The organism is Ideonella oryzae, assembly GCF_024055665.1.
GTDB lineage: Bacteria > Pseudomonadota > Gammaproteobacteria > Burkholderiales > Burkholderiaceae_C > Ideonella > Ideonella oryzae.
The window spans coordinates 19,859-40,329 of record NZ_JAMXMC010000007.1; the positions used below are offsets into that span (position 1 = coordinate 19,859).

20 protein-coding genes are annotated in these 20,471 nt (G+C 68.0%); 16 read left to right on the plus strand and 4 right to left on the minus strand.

Annotation, left to right across the window (positions count from 1 at the left end):
• Positions 1-25 precede the first annotated feature (25 nt).
• Complete coding sequence (locus M0L44_RS12725; protein ID WP_022979189.1) at positions 26-697, minus strand: response regulator; 672 nt, start codon at positions 695-697, stop codon at positions 26-28.
• A 139-nt stretch (positions 698-836) separates the two neighbouring features.
• Here M0L44_RS12725 and recA point away from each other — a divergent pair, with 139 nt between their 5' ends.
• The 14 genes from recA to M0L44_RS12800 all read left to right on the plus strand — a co-directional run bounded on the left by recA (position 837) and on the right by M0L44_RS12800 (position 16,253).
• The gene (gene recA, locus M0L44_RS12730; protein ID WP_252770074.1) at positions 837-1,892 is read left to right on the plus strand and encodes a recombinase RecA; all 1,056 of its coding nucleotides are present in this window, start codon (positions 837-839) and stop codon (positions 1,890-1,892) included.
• Positions 1,893-1,953: 61 nt separating this feature from the next.
• Entirely contained in the window at positions 1,954-2,553 is a 600-nt protein-coding gene (locus tag M0L44_RS22200; protein ID WP_354004128.1) for a regulatory protein RecX, read from the plus strand.
• 303 nt (positions 2,554-2,856) lie between these two features.
• Positions 2,857-4,017, plus strand: coding sequence for an ADP-forming succinate--CoA ligase subunit beta (gene sucC, locus M0L44_RS12745; protein WP_252770075.1), 1,161 nt, complete (start codon positions 2,857-2,859; stop codon positions 4,015-4,017).
• Positions 4,018-4,040: 23 nt separating this feature from the next.
• A complete protein-coding gene (gene sucD / locus M0L44_RS12750) occupies positions 4,041-4,934 on the plus strand; it encodes a succinate--CoA ligase subunit alpha (protein WP_252770076.1) in 894 nt (297 codons plus the stop codon).
• 98 nt (positions 4,935-5,032) lie between these two features.
• Entirely contained in the window at positions 5,033-5,773 is a 741-nt protein-coding gene (locus M0L44_RS12755; RefSeq protein WP_252770077.1) for a TerC family protein, read from the plus strand.
• Between the two features lie 232 nt (positions 5,774-6,005).
• Entirely contained in the window at positions 6,006-6,695 is a 690-nt protein-coding gene (locus M0L44_RS12760) for a TerC family protein (protein ID WP_252770078.1), read from the plus strand.
• Between the two features lie 179 nt (positions 6,696-6,874).
• Entirely contained in the window at positions 6,875-7,801 is a 927-nt protein-coding gene (locus M0L44_RS12765) for a serine/threonine-protein kinase (RefSeq protein WP_252770079.1), read from the plus strand.
• The gene (locus M0L44_RS12770; protein ID WP_252770080.1) at positions 7,785-8,531 is read left to right on the plus strand and encodes a Stp1/IreP family PP2C-type Ser/Thr phosphatase; all 747 of its coding nucleotides are present in this window, start codon (positions 7,785-7,787) and stop codon (positions 8,529-8,531) included. Before M0L44_RS12765 ends, M0L44_RS12770 begins: the two co-directional genes overlap by 17 nt.
• An 88-nt stretch (positions 8,532-8,619) precedes the next feature.
• Positions 8,620-9,249: an FHA domain-containing protein gene (locus M0L44_RS12775; protein ID WP_252770081.1), complete on the plus strand. Its 630-nt coding sequence runs from the start codon at positions 8,620-8,622 to the stop codon at positions 9,247-9,249.
• A 7-nt stretch (positions 9,250-9,256) separates the two neighbouring features.
• A complete protein-coding gene (locus M0L44_RS12780; RefSeq protein WP_252770082.1) occupies positions 9,257-11,428 on the plus strand; it encodes a CHASE2 domain-containing protein in 2,172 nt (723 codons plus the stop codon).
• Positions 11,425-12,201 (plus strand): MBL fold metallo-hydrolase, encoded by a 777-nt coding sequence (locus M0L44_RS12785; protein ID WP_252770083.1) that lies wholly within the window; start codon positions 11,425-11,427, stop codon positions 12,199-12,201. The genes M0L44_RS12780 and M0L44_RS12785 overlap by 4 nt, the downstream gene beginning before the upstream one ends.
• A gap of 258 nt (positions 12,202-12,459) precedes the next feature.
• The gene (locus tag M0L44_RS12790) at positions 12,460-12,906 is read left to right on the plus strand and encodes a pilin (protein ID WP_252770084.1); all 447 of its coding nucleotides are present in this window, start codon (positions 12,460-12,462) and stop codon (positions 12,904-12,906) included.
• A 148-nt stretch (positions 12,907-13,054) separates the two neighbouring features.
• Entirely contained in the window at positions 13,055-14,371 is a 1,317-nt protein-coding gene (locus M0L44_RS12795; protein WP_252770085.1) for an O-antigen ligase family protein, read from the plus strand.
• Between the two features lie 112 nt (positions 14,372-14,483).
• Positions 14,484-16,253, plus strand: a complete 1,770-nt coding sequence (locus tag M0L44_RS12800; RefSeq protein WP_252770086.1) for a PglL family O-oligosaccharyltransferase — start codon at positions 14,484-14,486, stop codon at positions 16,251-16,253.
• 18 nt (positions 16,254-16,271) lie between these two features.
• Here the strand turns inward: M0L44_RS12800 and moaC are convergent, their stop codons facing one another.
• Positions 16,272-16,760: a cyclic pyranopterin monophosphate synthase MoaC gene (gene moaC / locus M0L44_RS12805; protein ID WP_252770087.1), complete on the minus strand. Its 489-nt coding sequence runs from the start codon at positions 16,758-16,760 to the stop codon at positions 16,272-16,274.
• Positions 16,761-16,902: 142 nt separating this feature from the next.
• On the opposite strand from moaC, the gene M0L44_RS12810 reads away from it, so the two are divergent.
• Positions 16,903-18,483: a M48 family metalloprotease gene (locus M0L44_RS12810; protein ID WP_252770088.1), complete on the plus strand. Its 1,581-nt coding sequence runs from the start codon at positions 16,903-16,905 to the stop codon at positions 18,481-18,483.
• Between the two features lie 19 nt (positions 18,484-18,502).
• Here M0L44_RS12810 and M0L44_RS12815 read toward each other — a convergent pair whose 3' ends face one another.
• A complete protein-coding gene (locus M0L44_RS12815; RefSeq protein WP_252770420.1) occupies positions 18,503-18,856 on the minus strand; it encodes a phage holin family protein in 354 nt (117 codons plus the stop codon).
• Positions 18,857-19,118: 262 nt separating this feature from the next.
• Between M0L44_RS12815 and M0L44_RS12820 the strand changes: the two genes are divergently transcribed.
• Positions 19,119-19,526: an SWIB/MDM2 domain-containing protein gene (locus tag M0L44_RS12820; protein ID WP_252770089.1), complete on the plus strand. Its 408-nt coding sequence runs from the start codon at positions 19,119-19,121 to the stop codon at positions 19,524-19,526.
• Positions 19,527-19,608: 82 nt separating this feature from the next.
• On the opposite strand, the gene M0L44_RS12825 is transcribed toward M0L44_RS12820, so the two are convergent.
• On the minus strand, positions 19,609-20,466 hold the full coding sequence (locus tag M0L44_RS12825) for a hypothetical protein (RefSeq protein WP_252770090.1): 858 nt from the start codon (positions 20,464-20,466) through the stop codon (positions 19,609-19,611).
• Positions 20,467-20,471 lie beyond the last annotated feature (5 nt).

Here is a 20,471-nt window from a genome sequence, read left to right on the forward strand (position 1 = left end):
CTGGCGCATCGGCCTGCGCCGCCCCTCAGCCGGGAATCTTCTCGAGGCAATAACCCAGCCCACGCACCGTGGCAATGCGCACCGGGCCATGTTCGATCTTCTTGCGAAGCCGGTGAATGTAGACCTCGATGGCGTTGTTGCTGACCTCTTCGCCCCATTCGCACAGGCGCGCCACCAGCTGGTCCTTGCTGACCAGCCGACCGGCGCGCTGCAGCAGCACCTCCAGCAGGCTGATCTCGCGTGCCGACAGGTCGATCATCTGGTCGTTCAGGTAGGCCACACGGCCGGTGGCGTCAAAGCTCAGCGGCCCGTGCTTGATCACGCTGGAGGCCGTGCCCAGGCCGCGCCGCGTGAGGGCCCGTACACGCGCCTCAAGTTCCTGCAGGGAGAAGGGCTTGGCCATGAAATCATCGGCCCCGAGGTCCAGGCCCTTGACCCGCTGCTCCACCGAATCGGCCGCAGTGAGGATCAGCACCGGCGTGGCGCAACCGCGGGCACGCATGCGCCGCAGCACCTCCAGCCCATGCAGCTTGGGCAGGCCCAGGTCCAGGATCACCAGGTCGAACTCGTGGGCCGCCAGCGCGGCATCGGCCTCGGAGCCGGTGCCCACCTGATCGACCGCATAGCCCGTCCCGCGCAGGGAACGCAGCAGGCCGTCCGCCAGCACCTGGTCATCTTCGGCAATCAGGATACGCATGCTCTCTCTCCTGGAGAGGCATTCTAGGCAGTCGCCAACACGGCCCTGCACAGGACAACCCTGCGCCTTCGATGATCCTCAAAAATTACTGTACGAATATCCAGCTCCTGCCATAATGGCCTGAACTGAGGAGAACCGCATGAACGCCCCTGTCACCAACCTGAACCCCGACAAGGCCAAGGCCCTGCAGGCTGCGCTGTCGCAGATCGAAAAGCAGTTCGGCAAGGGCTCCATCATGCGCCTGGGGGTGGATGAGCAACCCGAGGACATCCAGGTGGTGTCCACCGGCTCGCTGGGCCTGGATGTCGCCTTGGGCGTGGGCGGTCTGCCGCGCGGCCGGGTGATCGAGATCTACGGTCCCGAGTCCTCCGGCAAGACCACACTGACCCTGCAGGTCGTGGCCGAGATGCAAAAGCTCGGTGGCGTGGCCGCTTTCATCGACGCTGAACACGCGCTGGACGCGCAGTACGCCCAGAAGCTGGGCGTCAATCTGCAGGATCTGCTGATCAGCCAGCCCGACACTGGCGAACAGGCCCTGGAAATCGTCGACTCTCTGGTGCGCTCCGGCGCGGTGGATCTGGTCGTCATCGACTCGGTGGCCGCGCTGACGCCCAAGGCCGAAATCGAAGGCGAGATGGGCGACCAGCTGCCCGGCCTGCAGGCTCGCCTGATGAGCCAGGCCCTGCGCAAGCTCACCGCCACGATCAAGAAGTCCAACTGCATGGTCATCTTCATCAACCAGATCCGCATGAAGATCGGCGTGATGTTCGGCAGCCCCGAGACCACCACCGGCGGCAATGCGCTGAAGTTCTACGCCTCGGTGCGGCTGGACATCCGTCGCATTGGCTCGATCAAGCGCGGCGAAGAAGTGGTCGGCAACGAAACCCGCGTCAAGGTCGTCAAGAACAAGGTCAGCCCGCCCTTCCGCGAAGCCGAGTTCGACATCCTCTACGGCGAGGGCGTGAGCCGCGAAGGCGAGATCATCGACCTGGGCGTGCAGGCCAAGGTGGTCGACAAGGCCGGCGCCTGGTACGCCTACAACGGCGAGAAGATCGGGCAGGGCAAGGACAATTGCCGCGAGTTCCTGCGCGAGAACCCCGAACTGGCCCGCGAGATCGAGAACAAGGTGCGCGAAGCCCTGGGGGTGCGACAGATGAACCCGGTGGGTGGAGCCGCCACGGGCGCCGCCGAGTAAGCGTCAGCACACACGTCACCCGACCCGGGCGGCCTTGGCCGCCCGGTCTCGCATCCAGCCCATGAAGCGCGCTCCGCTGAGTCTGAAGGCACAGGCCCTGGCCCTGCTGGCCCGGCGCGAGCACAGCCGGGCCGAGCTGCGGACCAAGCTGCTGGCCCATGCACGCAAACGTGCGGTCCACGTGGCCGCCGAGGCCGCTGCCCAGGCGGCACCAGGCCACTGGGGCAGCGGCTGGGAAGGCGATCCCTTTGGTGAGCCCTCCGCCCTTGCGGCCCGCGCCCCGGCTGACCCTGCGGTCGTGCTGGATGCCGACGCCCTGGCGGCCGAGGTGGATGATGTGCTGGACTGGCTGCAGGCCCAGCGCTACCAGAGCGACGAGCGCTTCGTCGAGAGCCGCCTGAACAGCCGTGCATCCCGCCTGGGCCTGACGCGCATCCGCCAGGAGCTCTCCCGTCACGGGCTGGAGCTCGACAGCGACACGGTGCGTACCCTGCGGCAAAGTGAGCTCCAGCGCGCACGGGAGGTCTGGCAGAAGCGCTTTGGACAACCCCCAACGGATCTGCGCGAGCGTTTCCGTCAGATGCGTTTCCTGGCCGCCCGCGGCTTCAGCGGCGAAGTTGTCCGCCAGGTGCTCGGTGGCGACGGGGACGAACCCCGCTGAGCATGTTGAGCCAGTCCGGTGCAGCCCTGCCGCCGATGGCACAGGGTTTTCCCCCTGCTGCACCGCAACATCGCATGCTACGGTGCAAGGCTTTCCGGGAAAACGCCTAGCCTGCACTGGCAGCAATGTCAGTCGATTGCAAGCGCCAGCCCTGATCCTGCGGGAAATTCTGGGGTTTCGTCAGGTAAAAGCGTTTCCTGAACTGCAAAATGCGGCCCCTGAAGATGCCGTCAGCCCTTCGTCGATGAGCTGGCCGCGGATTCCGCTCCTCTCTTTCGTCCTGAACTCACGAAAAGACCACCCATGAAGATTCACGAATACCAAGGCAAGGAAATCCTGCGCCAGTTCGACGTGCCGGTCCCCAAGGGCATCCCGGCATTCAATGTGCAAGAGGCGGTGGAAGCTGCCCAGAAGCTGGGCGGCCCGGTGTGGGTGGTCAAGGCCCAGATCCACGCGGGTGGCCGCGGCAAGGGCGGCGGCGTGAAGGTCGCCAAGACCCTGGACGACGTGAAGGCCCTGTCCGAGAAGATCCTGGGCATGCAGCTGGTCACGCACCAGACCGGCCCGGAAGGCCAGAAGGTCCGCCGCCTGTACATCGAAGAGGGCGCGGACATCCAGAAGGAGTTCTACGTCTCCCTGGTGACCGACCGTGGCACCCAGAAGGTGGCCCTGATCGCCTCCTCCGAAGGCGGCATGGACATCGAGGAAGTGGCCCACTCCACCCCCGAGAAGATCATCACCGAGATGATCGACCCGCTGGCCGGTCTGACCGACGCGCAGGCGGCCCAGGTGGCCAAGGCCATCGGCATGGAAGGCCACACCGTGGACCAGGCCGTGACCCTGTTCAAGAACCTGTACCGCTGCTACATGGAGACGGACGCATCGCTGGTCGAGATCAACCCGCTCAACCGTGACGGCAAGGGCAACCTGATCGCCCTGGACGCCAAGTTCAACTTCGACGCCAACGCGCTGTTCCGCCACCCCGAGATCGTGGCCTACCGCGACCTGGACGAGGAGGATCCGGCGGAAGTCGAGGCCTCCAAGTTCGATCTGGCCTACATCAGCCTGGACGGCAACATCGGCTGCCTGGTCAACGGCGCCGGCCTGGCCATGTCCACCATGGACACCATCAAGCTGTTCGGCGGCGATCCGGCCAACTTCCTGGACGTGGGCGGCGGCGCCACGGCCGAGAAGGTCACCGAAGCCTTCAAGATCATGCTGAAGAACCCGGACGTCAAGGGCATCCTGGTCAACATCTTCGGCGGCATCATGAAGTGCGACACCATCGCGCAAGGCGTGATCACCGCCTGCAAGGCCGTGAACCTGCAGGTGCCGCTGGTCGTGCGCATGAAGGGCACGAACGAAGACCTGGGCAAGAAGATGCTGGCCGAATCGGGCCTGCCCATCATCTCGGCCGACACCATGGCCGAAGCCGCCACGAAGATCGTGGCCGCCGTCAAGTAAGCACGCCCAGAAGGAATCCAGTCATGTCGATCTACATCAACAAGGACACCAAGGTCATCACCCAGGGGATCACCGGCAAGACCGGTCAGTTCCACACCCTGGGCTGCCAGGCCTATGCCAACGGCAAGAACGCCTTCGTCGCGGGGGTGAACCCCAAGAAGGCCGGCGAGAAGTTCTCGGACATCCCCATCTACGCCTCCGTCAAGGAAGCTGCCACGCAAACCGGCGCCACCGTGTCGGTGATCTACGTGCCGCCCGCTGGCGCCGCTGACGCCATCTGGGAAGCGGTCGAGGCCGACCTGGACCTGGTGATCGCCATCACCGAAGGCATCCCCGTGCGCGACATGCTGATGGTGCGCAACAAGATGAAGGCCAAGGAAGCCGCTGGCGGCAAGAAGACCCTGCTGCTGGGCCCGAACTGCCCCGGCCTGATCACCCCGGAAGAGATCAAGATCGGCATCATGCCGGGCCACATCCACCGGAAGGGCCGCATCGGCGTCGTGTCCCGTTCGGGCACGCTGACCTATGAAGCCGTGGCGCAGCTGACCGAGATCGGCCTGGGCCAGTCTTCGGCGGTGGGCATCGGTGGCGACCCGATCAACGGCCTGAAGCACATCGACGTGATGAAGGCCTTCAACGACGATCCGGAGACCGACGCCGTCATCATGATCGGCGAGATCGGCGGCCCGGACGAAGCCGAAGCCGCCCGCTGGTGCAAGGACAACATGAAGAAGCCGATCGTTGGCTTCATCGCTGGCGTCACCGCTCCTCCCGGAAAGCGCATGGGCCACGCTGGCGCGCTGATCTCCGGTGGTGCCGACACCGCCGATGCCAAGCTGGCCATCATGGAAGAGTGCGGCTTCAAGGTGACCCGCAACCCGTCCGAGATGGGCAAGCTGCTCAAGGCCATGCTGTAAGCACGGCTCTGCGCCACCCCTAGGCCGCCTTCGGGCGGCCTTTTTCATGCGCCTACACTGGCGGATGGAACCTGACACAGATCCCGACTGAGCACCCCATGGAATTGGAATCCCTGCTGCATCTGCCCTTCTGGCTGGGTGTGGGCCAGATCATCCTGATCGACATCCTGCTGGGCGGCGACAACGCCGTCGTCATCGCCCTGGCCTGCCGCAAGCTGCCCGAGAGCCAGCGGCTCAAGGGCATTCTGTGGGGCACGGCAGGCGCCATCGCCCTGCGCGTGGTGCTGATCTTCTTCGCCCTCACCCTGCTGTCCATTCCCTACCTGAAGCTGGCCGGCGCGGCCCTGCTGGTGTGGATCGGCGTCAAGCTGCTGGCCCCGGACGACGAAGACGAACACGGCAAGATCGAGGGCAGCGACAAGCTCTGGGGTGCGGTCAAGACCGTCATCGTGGCCGACCTGGTGATGAGCGTGGACAACGTCATCGCCATTGCCGGTGCGGCCCAGGCCGCGGGCGGCCCCCACCAGATGCCGCTGGTCATCTTCGGCCTGCTGGTCAGCATCCCCATCATCGTCGGCGGCAGCCAGCTGGTGATCAAGCTGATGGACCGCTTCCCGCTGGTCATCACGCTGGGCGGCATGCTGCTGGGCTGGATTGCCGGCAGCATGGCCGTGACCGACCCCGCCCTGCTGCACCTGCTGCCCACCCAGCCGGCCTCGCATGCCGGCGCCACCGTCGAGGTGATCCCAGCCGTTCATTACGCCGCCGCAGCCATCGGCGCCCTGCTCGTGCTGGTGATCGGTCGCGCCGTGGTGACACTGAAGGCCCGCGGCCAGTGAGGCCTTCCGCGCCTGTGCCACAATTTGAGCTCTGAAGGGGAGTAGCTCACTTCCGGTCGGGTCGTCAGTACGAAGCATCAGCCTCCGGCCCGCCAGCCACCGTTCCCGGTGGCCGAGCCAGACCTTCGACCCCCGTCACCATGGCGGGCGGCTCGAAGGCAGCCCCTGTCCGGCATGTCCCGTCCGTCCGCCGTGGTGTTCACCGACCCGCGTGACACATCGAAAGACCGACATGCCGCTGTTTTCCCCTGAATGGTTCTCGGCCCTGCTGGCCATTGTCCTGATCGACCTGATCCTGGCCGGCGACAACGCCATCGTCATCGCCCTGGCCGCCCGCAGCCTGCCCGCCCACCTGCAACGCAAGGCCATCGTCTGGGGCACGGTGGGGGCCATCGGCATCCGCGCCCTGATGACGCTGGTGGTGGTCTGGCTGCTCAAGATCCCCGGCCTGATGCTGGTGGGCGGCCTGGGCCTGGTCTGGATCGCCTACAAGCTGCTGGTCCCCGGCGAGGGCAGCGACAGCCACGAAGGCAGCAGCGCCACCACGCTGTGGGGTGCGCTCAAGACCATCATCGTCGCCGACGCCCTGATGGGCGTGGACAACGTGCTGGGCGTGGCCGGCGCCGCCCACGGCGCCTTCGACCTGGTCGTCATCGGCCTGCTCATCAGCGTGCCCATCGTGGTCTGGGGCAGCAGCGTGGTGCTCAAGCTGGTCGACCGCTTCCCGTCCATCACCTACATCGGTGCTGGCGTGCTGGCCTGGACCGCCGCCAAGATGATGGTGGGCGAGCCGGCCCTGGACAGCGTGTTCGACCCTCGCCCCTGGGCCAGCTGGAGCTTGCAGGCCGCCGTGGTGGCCGGCGTGCTGGCCGCGGGCTGGTGGGCGGGCCGCAAGCTTCGCGACAAGACCTTGGCCGCCTGAGTCAAGGGCCCGGCAGCCCCCCTGTGGTAATGTGTTGCAACACCACCCGGAGGGATGCCCAAGGCACGAAGATGGCCGGTCGTTCGCGTTTCTGGCACACGCTCCTGCGCCGACAGCCGCCGCTTTCGACGCCGGTGGGGCGCGCCCCGGTCGCGCCCAGTACGCAGCCGGCGTCCTCGATGATCGACAGCTCCGCGCTGCCGATGGAAACCGAGGGCTTCCACATCGAGCGCCTCTGCGCGCAAAGCGACCACAGCGAGCTTTACCAGGCCCGCGTGGCCGGCACCGATGAACCGGTGGCCCTCAAGGTCGTGCGTTTTGGCTCACAGGAGGAGGCGCCGGACCGCTTCCTGCGCGAGGCCACCGCCGCCGGCCGCCTGCAGCACCCCGCCATCGTCCGGACGCTGGGAGCCGGCATCGTCACCCAAGGAGGTCAGCCCTGCGGCTGGCTGGCCATGGAATGGGTGCCCGGCAGCGACCTCAGCCGCTACGCCCAACCCGGACGACTGCTGCCCGAGGAACTGGTGCTGCGCATCGGCGCAGTCACTGCCGAAGCCCTGGCCCACGCCCATGCCCAGGGTGTGGTGCACCGGGACTTGAAGCCGAGCAACCTGCTGTTCAACCCGGCCGCTGGCGGCGTGCTGAAGGTGGGCGATTTTGGCAGCGCCCGCCTGCTCGATCAGGGCAACAGCCGCAGCGGGCTGATGGTGGGCACGCCCTGCTACATGGCCCCCGAGCAGCTCAGCGGCGTGCCGGTGGACGGCCGCTGCGATCTGTACGCTCTGGGCGTGGTGCTGTTCGAGCTGCTCACCGGACAACGCCCCTTCGACCGCAGCTCGATGGGTGAAACCCTGGCCGCCATTGCCGGGGAAGCGCCGCCGCCGCTGCTGGCACGGCGTCCCGAACTGCCGGCGGTGCTGGGGGATGTGCTGGCCCGCCTGCTGGCCAAGTCCCCGGCCGACCGTCATGCCGATGCCCATGCCCTGGCCCGTGAATTGCGCCTCATTGCCCGGCTTTGTGAGGCCAACAGGGCCGCGGGGGACGGCCACAATGGTCCCATCCACAAGAACAACAGCAGGATAGAACCCCGTGCCACTGCGCCTTGAATACAGCAGCGCGCTCGACGTCGGTCGTGCGCGCCACAACAACGAAGACGCCGTCCTGATCGATCCCAGCCTGGGCCTGTGCATCCTGGCCGACGGCATGGGGGGCTACAACGCTGGCGAGGTGGCCAGCGAAATGGCCACCAAGACCATGCGGGACACCTTTCGCCAATGGCTGTTGAGCCTGACCCAGGCGCCTGCCGAGGCCGAAGTCGCCCGGGCCCTGATCGCTGCCGCCCAGGAGGCCAACCGCCAGGTCTTCACCGCTGCCAACACCGTGGCCGCCTATGCCGGCATGGGCACCACGCTGGTTGCGGCCGTTTTCGAGCGCCAGCATGTCTGGATCGGCCACCTGGGCGACTCCCGCGCGTATCGCCTGCGCAACGGTCGCATCGCCCAGCTGACCCGTGACCACTCCCTGCTGCAGGAACAGGTGGACGCCGGCCTGCTCACCCAGGAAGAGGCCGCCTATGCCCTGCACCGCAACCTCGTCACCCGGGCCATTGGGGTCGAACCTCAGGTGGTTCTCGAGGTGCATCCGCATGATGTGAAGGCGGGCGACACCATCCTGCTGTGCTCCGATGGACTCTCCGACATGCTGTCGGACACGCAGATCGCCCAGGTGCTCCAGATCAACAACTCACTGGACGAGCAGGCGGCCGCACTGGTGGAAGCCGCCAATGCCGCAGGCGGACGGGATAACATCTCCGTCATCCTGGCCAAGTTGCATTAACGCGAACGCGCAACAACAGGACTCGCGGCTGGCACGGCAAGGCACGCCGAGAAGAAAACGCCCCGCGCACGGGCAACACGAGGCATTCATGGGCAAGCTGGTCGTTTCACTCGACAACGTGGTTCTCAAGGAAGTGGTGATCCAGAAGGAGCGCACCACACTGGGCCGGCGCCCCTACAACGACATCGTGATCGACAACCTGGCCGTCAGCGGCGAACACGCCGTGCTGCTGGCCGTGGGCGAAGACATCTACATCGAAGACCTCAACAGCACCAACGGCACCTACATCAACGGCAAGGCGATCAAGAAGCAGCTGCTGTCCAACAGCGACGTCATCGAGATCGGCAAGTACCGCATCAAGTACATCGGCGCCGAAGTTGCCGACTACGAGAAGACCATGGTGCTGCGTCCGGGCACCCTGCCCCCGCCCGCGCCGCCCCTGCCCACCGTGCAGATGCTGCCGGCCTCCATCAAGGTGCTCAATGGTGGCGCCGCCGGCCGTGAGGTGCTGCTGAGCAAGGCGGTCACCACCGTGGGCAAACCGGGCACCCAGGTGGCTTCGATCGCCAAGCGCCCGACCGGCTATGTGCTGGCCCATGTCGAAGGCGACCAGCGCCCGACCATCAACGGCAGCCCGCTGGGTGAAGGCGTGGTGCCGCTGAAGAACGGCGACATCATCGAACTGGCCGGCACCCAGATGCAATTCATCCAGGGCTGAGCGCCCGATGGCCGTACCGCGGCCTGCCGCAGCGCACTGGGCAGGCTTGGTCCTGGCCGGGCTGGGGTTCTGGCATGCCCTGCTGGCCCCGCTGCCCCTGCTGGCCCGCCTGGAGCAGGCCACCGAAGACTGGCGCCAGCAGCTGCGCAGCCGCCCAGCCGCGCCCCACCCCGACATCGCCATCGTCGACCTGGACGAGGCCAGCCTGCAGACCCTGGGTCACTGGCCCTGGCCGCGCGAACGCCTGGCCGCGCTGAGCGACGAGTTGCTCCAGCGCCAGCAGGTGGCCGCCCTGGGGGTGGATCTGGTCTTCCCCGAACCCACGGCTGGAGACGCTGCCCTGGCCCGCGCCTGGCAAGACCGGCCGGTGCTCACCGGCTTCTACCTGACCGCCGACCGCGGCGGCCTGCACAGCGGCCAGGCCCCGCAGCCCCTGTTTGCCCTGCCGCCGCCCCGGCCGACAGGCCTGCCCGCCTGGAACGGGCTGGCGGCCAACACCCCGACACTGGCCGCCGCCGCGCCGCGGGGCGGCTTCTTCAACGTCGTGCCGGACACCGACGGCCTCGTCCGCTCGGTCCCCGGCGTGGCGGTGCTGGACGGCCAGGCCTGGCCCTCGCTGGCCCTGTCCATGGCCCTGCAGGCCGCGGGGCAGCCCACGGTCCAGCCCGAGCTGCGCCCGGCCGGTGTCGGCCGTCCCCCGCTGCTGGAAGCCCTGCGCCTGCAATCGTCAAGCCATGCCCCCCAACGCCTGGCGCTGGACGAGCGCGGCCAGTGGCGGGTGCCTTACCAGGGGCCGGGCGGCCCCACGGGTGGCAGCTTCCGCTACCTCAGCGCCTCCGACGTGCTGGCCGGCCACCTGCCGGCCGGCAGCCTGCGCGGCCAGCTCGTGCTGCTGGGCAGTTCAGCCCCGGGCCTGGCTGATCTGCGGGCCACCCCGGTCAACCCCGCCCTGCCCGGCGTGGAAATCCATGCCCTGATGCTGGCCGGGTTGCTGGGCGGCCACCTGGCCCAGCGCCCGGCCTGGGCCCCCGGCTACGAAGCGGTGCTGATCCTGCTGACCCTGGCCGCCGTCGCCTGGGCCGTGCGCCGCCGCAGCCCGGCGCGGGCCCTGGCCGCCCTGGCCGGGGTGGGCGCCGCCGTGGTGGGCCAGGCCCTGGCCTGGCAGATGGCCGACCAGGTGCTGCCGCTGGCCAGCGCGCTGCTGCTGGGGGGCCTGTACGCGGTCGCGCTGCTCACCCGCGGCCTGTTGCACGAGTGGCAGCAGCGCCGCACCCTGCAACAGCTCTTCGAGCAGTACCTGCCCCCCGCCAGGGCCCGGGCCCTGGCCGCCCAGGGCGACACCCAGGCCCTGGAAGCCAGCAACCGCGAACTCACCATCCTGTTCTGTGACCTGCGCGGCTTCACCACCCTGAGCGAGCAGCTGCCGCCGCAAGCCCTGCGCGAGGTGCTCAACCGCTACTTCGGCACCGTCACCGAGATCGTCCACCGCCACGGCGGCACGCTGGACAAGTTCATCGGCGACGCCGCCATGGCCTTCTGGAACGCCCCCACCGCCCAGCCGGACCACGCCGTGCGCGCGGTGCGCGCCGCCCTGGACCTGGCCCAGGCCGCCGGCCCGCTCAACGCCCACCTGGCCGCCCAGAGCCTGCCCGGTGTGCGCTTCGGCATCGGCCTGGCCACCGGCACCGTCTGCGTGGGCGACCTGGGCACCCCCCAGCGCCGCACCTACACCGCCGTGGGCGACGCGGTGAACCTGGCCGCCCGGCTGGAAACCCTCACCCGCGAACTGGGCGTGGATCTGCTGGTGGCCGGCAGCACCCGGACCGCCTGCGGCGAACAACTCGACACCGCGCTGGACTGGCTGGAGGTGGACGAATGCCAGGTCAAGGGGCGCCAGCAGAGTGTGACCGTCTTCACAGTGCTGCCCGCTTCCTCCCCAAACCGGGCGACGCAGCAGGCCCTGCTGAGGAATTGGGTGCTTGCGCTGCAGGCTGCGCGAGGGGACGATCCGATGATCGCCCGGGCCCATCTGACGGCCCTGCAGCACAGCCTCATGCCCGACACCGCCGCCCCCTCTTTCGCACCCGCCGCCGACACGGTGCCTTCCCCCTGGGGCACCCTGTGCGCACGGCTGAACGCCCGCCTGACGCAGGGCACCCCGCAGGACACCGCACCATGAGCCTGCGCGTCCTCGGCTGCTCCGGCTCGATCGCGGCGGGCTGCCGCACCACCTCGTTCCTGGTCGACGACGACATCCTGATCGACGCCGGCACCGGCGTGGGCGACCTGACCCTGGACGAACTGGCCCGCATCGACCACATCCTGCTCAGCCACTCCCACCTGGACCATGTGCTGGGCCTGCCCCTGCTGGCCGACAGCGTGATGCGCCGCCGCGCCGGCCAGCCGCCCATCCAGGTCCACGCCCTGCCGGCCACGCTGGCCGTGCTGCGCGAGCATGTGTTCAACAACCTGCTCTGGCCGGACTTCACCCGCCTGCCGCATCCGCGCCACCCGGTCCTCAGCCTGCACGAGATCAACACCGGCCAGCACCTGCGGCTGGGCCGGCGCGAGCGCCACATCGAGGTGCTGCCGGCCCGCCACAGCGTGCCGGCCGTGGGCTACGGCGTGGAGGGAGAGAACGGCTGGTGGGTCTACACCGGCGACACCGGCCCCAACCCGGCCCTGCACCCGCTGCTGGCCAACCGGCCGGTGCAGCACCTGGTGATCGAGATCGCCTTCTCCGAAGCCGAACGCGGCGTGGCCGCCGACAGCCTGCACCACTGCCCCTCCACCCTGGCGGCCGAACTGGCCCATGTGCCTGCCGGCGCCCGGGTGCACCTCACCCACATCAAGCCCGGCGAAATGCCGGCCGTGCTGGGCGACCTGGCCGAGCGCCTGCCCGGCCTGGCGCTGCACCCACTCACCGCGGGCGACCGGCTGGACTGGGATTGAGCCCTCGCCCGGGCGCGGCCATCCGTCGAAAGCCGACGGACCGCGCTCGCAACATCTCCTCACAAGCGGGCTGACAAAACGCGGCAGCCCCCGATGGGGATTACGCGAATGGGCGCCCCGCACTGACAAGAAATGTCACCCTGCGCTGCCGGACGTGTGGTTTTGCACGGTTTGAGAGCTGGCACAGGATTCGCTGTATGGTTCCCGTACCAACCCACCCGGCACCTTCCCGCCGGAATTGCTTTCAGGAGTCTCCCCATGAAGCGTGTCCAACAAGGTTTCACCCTCATCGAACTGATGATCGTCGTGGCGATCATCGGCATTCTGGCCGCCGTCGCTCTGCCGGCTTACCAGGACTACACCATCAAGGCCAAGGTCGGCAATGCACTGTCCTCGGCTGACGCCCTGAAGACGGCTGTGGGCGTGTGCATTCAGGAAGCGGGGGGCGTTGCCACTAGCTGCTCTGACGGCGCAACGGGTATCCCTACATTCACTTCCACCAAGGAAGTCACATCCGCAACCATCAACGGTGGCGTCGTTGAAATCACCTTGGCGACGGGCATCGGCACCAACGTGGATAGTCAGACGATTACCTTCACCCCGACAGTGAATGACGCGAACATCACCTGGGCTGCAACGACCACGGTCACCAACGCGGCAGCCAAGGCACTGATTGAGAAGAACAACATCAGCGCTGGGACCTGATCTCCAGGCGCTGGGTTCGAAAAAGGCACCTTCGGGTGCCTTTTCTTCTTCATGGATTGGGAACCGAGTCCGGCCGATGTTGACGCCGGCTGAGAGCCGACCAGGGCACGCGCCCAATCAGGTTTCCATTCCTCCCGAACGACTCGGCATGCTCCTGCACCTGTTTACCGCGCTTTATGCCATTTGGCTGATGTCCGGTTCAGGCATCGGCCAGGAAGCGCCTTACAACGCTTGGCGATTGGGCGCGTCCTTCTGGCTGCTGCTGGCCGCGCTGTCGCTGAGACGCGGAGCGTTACCGCTCCGTCACCCACCCACTTGGGCTTTAACCTCTGTGCTGGTCATGCTGGTGATCGGCTGCATCCACAGCTCAGACCCCCATCGCAGCGCCCTGGAGTTAGCCCTTACAGGCATGTGGTGGATTGCGGGACTGGCCCTGTGGCTCAACCTACAGGCGCATCCACGGAGTGGGATTTCGGCAGGATGGGTGATGGCGCTCACCCCGCTGCCCACCGTGGCAGTCACATGGGCGGAAACGTGGACTGGCGGCGGTCTCGCGGCCGCCCAGTTCTCTAATATCCGACTTCTGGACGACTATCTGCTAGCCCAGGCCGTGCTGCTACCTTGGCTATCACAACAAGTTCGGTCCCGAGGGCTTCACGTGCTCACGGGCATTGTGCTTGTGATGTACGTGGCTACTTGGTTCAAGGACGGAGCACGGGCCGATTTGCTGGCCTTTGGTGTCGGCGCTTGGATTTGGGGGGCCGGCACATGGCGCCGGCCTTGGCTGTCATTGGGCGCGGCCGGCTTGACACTGTCGGTCATCGGCTTGACCGCGACGGCTCTGTTGCCGTCTTCGCCACTGGCGTTAGACCGAGCCACCACATCAGGTCGCATAGAGTTGCTGCAACTGGGCTGGCGCTATCTACAGACCGAACCGCTGTGGGGCATTGGCGGACAGGGCTGGGGCCTGTATGACCGACACAACCCGCTGTACGCCGATATCCTCCGCACAGACATTCTGCATCCTCACAACCTGTACCTTCAGTGGATGGTGGAATGGGGCCTTGCTGGGTGGCTGCTGCTGGTGCTGCTGGGGTGGAGGGTCTTGCCTTTGCTATGGAAGGCACGCCATGACCACGCATGGGCAGTCGGCGCTTGCGGCGCATTGGCGATCAACGCGATGTTCTCGGGCGCCATGGTCTATCCGCACACGCAACTGGCTTACATTTGGGTGCTTGCTTTGGCGGCCTCCCATCTCTGGCCAAAGGCGGAGGGCGCGCCGCCCAGCATAAATACTTCTGCAGTTTGGCGCTGGACCATCGCCGCTTGCACACTGCTCTTTGGTGTGACGCTGGGCTGGAGTTTGATGCCCGGTTGCACCGAGCCATCGACCATCCCCCCCACGCAGGGGCGCATCTTCCCTCGCTTCTGGGTAGATGGACGCTACATCTGCTTATCCCACTGAACAGACATCCGTCTCTGGGAAATGCTGCTCGACCGGCGTTTCGTGAGACAACACTGGCATGCGGTTGGCGACAATACGGCCGCTGTGGTTCCTGGCCCTTTTGCCCCAACGCATGCCTCACGCTCCCAATTCATCACCGGCACGCCTTCTCGCCGCCCTCCTCGCCCTCACCGTCCCCGTCCTCCTCGCCCGCAACGTCAGCCCCTCCACCACGCTGCTCAACCAGTTGTTGGCGGTGGGCGGATGGGGGGCGTTGATTGCCTGCCTGCCGGTGCGGCCGGGGCGTGGTGCCATCGGCGCCGTGGTGCTGCCCCTGGCGCTGCTGGCCGTGCTGGTGGCGGAGGCCCTCTGGTCCTGGCACGGCGGCCTGCCTTCGTCGCTGGCGCTGTCGGCCATCGCGATGATGGTCTGCGCCGGCACGGTGTTGTGGGCCGCCCAGGCCCGCTGGCCGCGGGACACCGCACAGGAAGATGACGCCGGTGGCCCGCTGCTGCGGCCGGTGCTGGCCGCGCTGCTGTTGGCCGGCGTGCTCAGCAGCGTCATTGCGCTGCTGCAGGTCTTTGCCCCTCAGTGGACGGACGGCGACTGGATCGCCCGCTCAGGCCTGCCGGGCCGGGCGGTGGGCAATCTGCGCCAGCCCAACCACCTCAGCACACTCATCCTCTTCGGCCTGATCGCCCTGGTGCCGCTGGCCGAGGCCGGGCGGGTGTGGGGCTTGCGGCTGCACCGTGGCCTGGCGCTGGTGCTGGGCGTGTTGATGATCGAGGCGGTGGTGCTCACCGCCTCGCGCACCGGCATGGTGGCCACGCTGCTGCTGGCCGGCTGGGGCCTGCTGGACAAGGGCCTGTCGCGCCGCACCCGCATCGCCCTGGTGCTGGTGCCGGTGGTCTATGGCCTGTGCTGGGCGGGCATGGCGGGCTGGGCGCGCGAAGGCAGCCACGTCTTTGGTGGCGAGGCCCGGTTGGCCGAGAAGGACCTGTCGTCCTCCCGCGGGGCGATCTGGAAGAACACGCTGTCGCTGATCGCCGCCCAGCCCTGGACGGGTGTGGGCTGGGGCGAGTTCAACTTCGCCTGGACGCTGACGGCCTTCCCGGACCGGCCGGTGGCCTTCTTCGACCACACCCACAACCTGCTGCTGCAGTTCGCGGTGGAGCTGGGTCTGCCGATGGCGGCCCTGCTGGCCCTGCTGCTGACCGCGGCGCTGGTGCTGGCCTGGCGCCGCAGCCTGGCCCAGCCGGCAGAAGCCGGCGTGACGGCACGCGCCGCACTGGTGATCGTGCTGCTGGCCGGCCTGCACAGCCTGCTGGAGTACCCGCTGTGGTATGCCTACTTCCTGCTGCCCACGGCCTGGGCCTTGGGCCATGCGCTGCGCCGCCCGCCGATGAACCGGCCCACCGTGCTGTCAGCCACCCCGCCTTCGGCCTGGGCGCCGCGGGTGCTGGGTGCGCTGATGACCGCCGGCGCCCTGTTCGCACTGCAGGATTTCTACCGCGTGGTGCTGATCTACCAACCGGGCGATGCCACCACCTCGCTGGCCCAGCGCATCCGCGATGGACAGCACAGCGTGTTCTTCAGCTACCAAGCCGACTACGCACTGGCCACCACCACCGAGCCGCCCTCACAAGCCCTGGGCGCCTTCGAGACGGCCACCCACGCGCTGCTGGACACCCGCCTGATGATGGCCTGGGCGCGGGCCCTGGATGGCTCGGGCCACCCGGACGAGGCCCGCACGCTGGCGCAGCGTCTGCGCGAGTTCCGCAACCCGGCGGCCGATGACTTCTTCGCCGTCTGCGAGGACGAGACCCAGACCCCTCGCCCCTTCCAGTGCGAAGCGCCGGCCCATGTCGTGCCCTGGCGCGGCTTCATGCCAGCCCAGGAGTGACCTGGCCGGGGTCGAGGGTCAGGCCGGGTCGCCGGCCACCCAGTGGCCGCTCTTGCCACCGCGTTTTTCCAGCAGGCGGATGTCGCCCATCACCATGCCGCGGTCCACGGCCTTGAGCATGTCGTAGATGGTCAACAGGCCCACCTGCACGGCGGTCAGGGCCTCCATCTCCACCCCGGTGCGCCCCAGGGTCTCGGCCTGCACGGTGATGTGCACCGCGCAGGCCGACTCGTCCAGCGCGAACTCCACCGCCACGCGGGTGAGCGGCAGCGGGTGGCACAACGGCACCAGATCGGCGGTGCGTTTGCTGGCCTGGATGGCGGCGATGCGGGCGATGCCCAGCACATCGCCCTTCTTGGCTGTGCCGCTGGCCACCAGGGCCAGGGTGGCGGGCAGCATGCGGATGCTGCCGCAGGCGCGGGCCACGCGGTGGGTCTCGCTCTTGGCCGCCACGTCCACCATGTGGGCCTGGCCTTCGGCGTCGAAATGGGTGAGGGGTTGGGTCATCGGCGGGCCTGTGCAAGGAAGAGAAACGCAGGCGCAACCGTGGGCTGGCCCGGGGGTGCGATGATAGCGAGCCGAACTTTTGCGGGGCACGCCGGTCTGTGAAGGACGCAGGGGCTCCGCCCCGAAGGAACCGGATTTGTCGATGCACCCTTTCCTGGCGTGGCGCCTGCTGCGCCCCAGCGGCCTGGCCCTGGCCCTGGCCGGCGCGCTGGCCACGGCCGCGGCCCCTGTTGCCCAGGCCCAGGTCAACCTGCCCGCGCTGGGCGATTCGGTGTCCGAGGACCTGGACATCAACGCCGAGAACCGGCTGGGTGAGCGGATCATGATGGAGATCCGCCAGGACCCGGACTATCTGGACGACCCGGTGCTGAGCGACTACATCCAGTCGATCTGGCAGCCGCTGGTGCAGGCCGCTCAGGACGCAGGCTACCTGGAGCCCGACCGCGCCCGCCTGTTCGCCTGGGAAACCTTCGAGGTGCGGGAGAAGTCGATCAACGCCTTTGCCCTGCCCGGCGGCTACGTGGGCGTGCACCTGGGCCTGATCGCGATGACCGGCAGCAGCGACGAGCTGGCCTCGGTGCTGGGCCACGAACTGACCCACGTGGTGCAGCGGCACATCGCCCGCGGCATGGCGGCGCAGAAGCGCCAGAGCATGCTGTCCATGGCCGGTTTGGTGCTGGGGCTGATCGCGGCCACGCGCAGCCGCAACGTGGACGCGGCCAATGCGGTGGTGATGGGCAGCCAGGCGGCGGCCATCCAGGGCCAGCTGAACTTCTCGCGCGAGATGGAGCGCGAGGCCGACCACATCGGCCTGCAGCTGATGGAACGGGCGGGCTTCGCCTCCTCGGGCATGGCGCAGATGTTCCAGAAACTCGAGGCCAGCTCGCGCCTGAACGACAGCAACCAGTACCCCTATCTGCGCAGCCACCCGCTGACGATCGAGCGCATCAGTGACGCCCGCCTGCGCATGAACGACTCGCCCTCGCACCGCCCGCCCAGCGTGGCCGTGCATGCGCTGATGCAGGCGCGCGCGCGGGTGCTGATGGACACCGGCGAGATGTCGCTGCGCCGGCTGCAGCAGCAAGCCCAGCCGGGCTCCCCCGCCATCGACACCGCGCGACTGGGCACGCTGTATGCCGGGGCCCTGGCCTCGATGAAGCTGCGGGACTTCGACCAGGCTCGCCGCATTGCGGACAGCGCCCTGGCCCTGGCGCGCGCGCACTTTGCCGACGAGGCCGCGGCGCTGCGCGATCTGAGCCTGCTGGACCTGGAGATCGAGGTGGCGATGAACCGCCCCGACCAGCCCCTGGCCACCGCGCTGGCCCCGCTGGTCAAGGACGACTCGCGCCCGGTGCTGCTGGCCCGCACCGATGCCGCCCTGGCCTGGCAGCGCGCCGGCGACGCGGCCGCGCCGGCCGAGGTGCGCCGCGCCATGGAAGCGCTGCAGACCTGGGTCACCGAACACAAGAACGACACCCTGGCCTGGCAGGCCCTGTCCTCCAGCGCCGAGGCTCAGGGCCTGCGTCTGCGTTCGCTGCGTGCGGCGGCTGAAGTGGCCGCCACCCAGGGCGACACCGTCGGCGCGGTGGACCGCTTCCGCACGGCGCAACGCCTGGCCAAGGAAGATCCGAACGCCGACTACGTGGAAGCCGCGGTCATCCAGTCGCGTCTGCGCGAACTGGAAGCCGAGAAGCGTCGCGAGCAGGCCGAAGACAAGAACTGAGGCGCGCCGAGCGCGTGCTTCAGTCCTGCGGGAAGAGCCGCTCCATCGCGATGTCGATCACCACGCCGCACAGGCTGTAGAGCAGCGAGCCCACCAAGGCCGCGCCGAAGCCGGAGACACGGAAGCCGTCCAGCAGACCCGCGGCCCAGTAGAACATCAGCGCGTTGATCACGAAGAGGAACAGCCCCAGCGTGATCAGCGTGACCGGCAGGGTGAGCAGCACCAGCAGCGGCCGCACCAGGGTGTTGAACAGACCCAGCACCAGTGCCGCGATCATCGCGCTGCCGAAACTGGCCACCACGACCCCGCTGTAAAGGTTGGCCACCAGGCCCAGTGCCGCCGCCAGCAGCACCCAGCGAACGAGGAGTTTGATCAAGCTCGGCCTCCTTGAAAGGGATGCGTTGATTGTGCCGTGCAGACCCCGTGGACCGCGAATGCGGCACTCCTGCGTTGCTGGGCGACAAAAAAACCCGATTTCAGAGGGAGCGCGGGGGGTTTTACGAGGGAAAACGGCTTCTCAGCCCTCTGTGCAGGCATTACCATTGGCTCCGCTGCGGATATGCAGAGAAGCGAGAGTTCATGCAGCTTTCGCCCGCGCCCGGCACATCAACATTTCTTTGATGGAGAGAATCCAAATGGCAACTGCGAAGAAGGCGGCTCCGGCCAAGAAGGAGGCGCCGGCCAAGAAGGCTGCAGCCCCCGCGAAGAAGGCGGCCGCCCCGGCCAAGAAGGCTGCGGCTCCGGCTGCGAAGAAGGCTGCGCCCGCCAAGAAGGCGGCCGCTCCGGCCAAGAAGCGCACCCCCAACGCCGCCTTCATGAAGGAGATGACCCCCAGCCCCTTGCTGGCCGCCATCATCGGTGACAAGGCTCTGCCGCGTACCGAGGTGACCAAGCAGGTCTGGGCCTACATCAAGAAGCATGGTCTGCAGGACGCTGCGCAAAAGACCATGATCAACGCCGATGCCAAGCTGAAGGAAATCTTCAAGAAGGCCCAGGTGTCGATGTTCGAGATGACCAAGCTGATCAACAGCCACCTGAAGTGATGCGGGCGGGCCCAGTGCCCGCCAGCCCACTCGAGAAGCCGGCCCCGTGCCGGCTTTTTTCATGTCCGAGGCGGACGCGGGTTCAGGATGGCAGGCCGGCCAGGACCTCGGCGCACCAGGCCTGCGTTGACGGCTCATCGATCTGCGACAGCAGCGCCTGCATGGCCTGGCGATGGGCCAGCTGCTCGGCCGGCCGCCCGGCGCTGCGCGCGGCATGCACCGCGCACTCGTGCGCGAAGAAGCGCTCCATCGCATCGGCTCCCTGGCTGGCACAGGCGTCCAGGCAGGCCTGTGCATGGCGCAGCGCCGGTTCACCCTGCCCGGCCGCCGCATGGCACAAGGCCAGTTGGTAGTCCGCCCGCTCCACCTCCAGCCAGCCGCCGGCGGCTTGCCAGGCCCGCCGTGCCAACTGGGCCAGGGCGATCATTGCAGCGTCGCCTTGCGCGTCACCCCGGGGGCCCAGACGCAGCGCCTGGGCCGTGTTGTTGCAGTTGGCCGCGAAGGCGCGGCGTGCGGCGGGCACGGGGTGGTCGCAGGCCTGCGCCTCCCGAGCGGTCAGCAGCGCCAGCACCTCGCTGGCCCGGCCGACACGGCAGCGGGCCTGCAGCACATCGCCCAGCAGCGACCAGGCGACCTCGTCGGCCAGGGCCAGGGCCGGCGTCCGCTCCTGCCAGGTGGCCAGGGCCCAGCCGGCTCGCGCCCGCGCTTGCTGCAACCCGGCGTGATCGGGCAGGGCATGGATGAAGGCCTGCAGCCGATCGCCGTCGGCCAGGTGGGCCAGCATCACATGCCGGGCCAGGCGCACCAGCTCCGCCCCATCGGCACCGTCAGGCAGGCGCGGGGCCCGAGCCTGCAAGGCATCGGCCAGGGCTGCGGGGTCCTGGTCATGGCTGTCCCAGGCCTGTGCCAGCCAGGCGGTGAGCGTGTCGTCGTCGTGCATCGGGG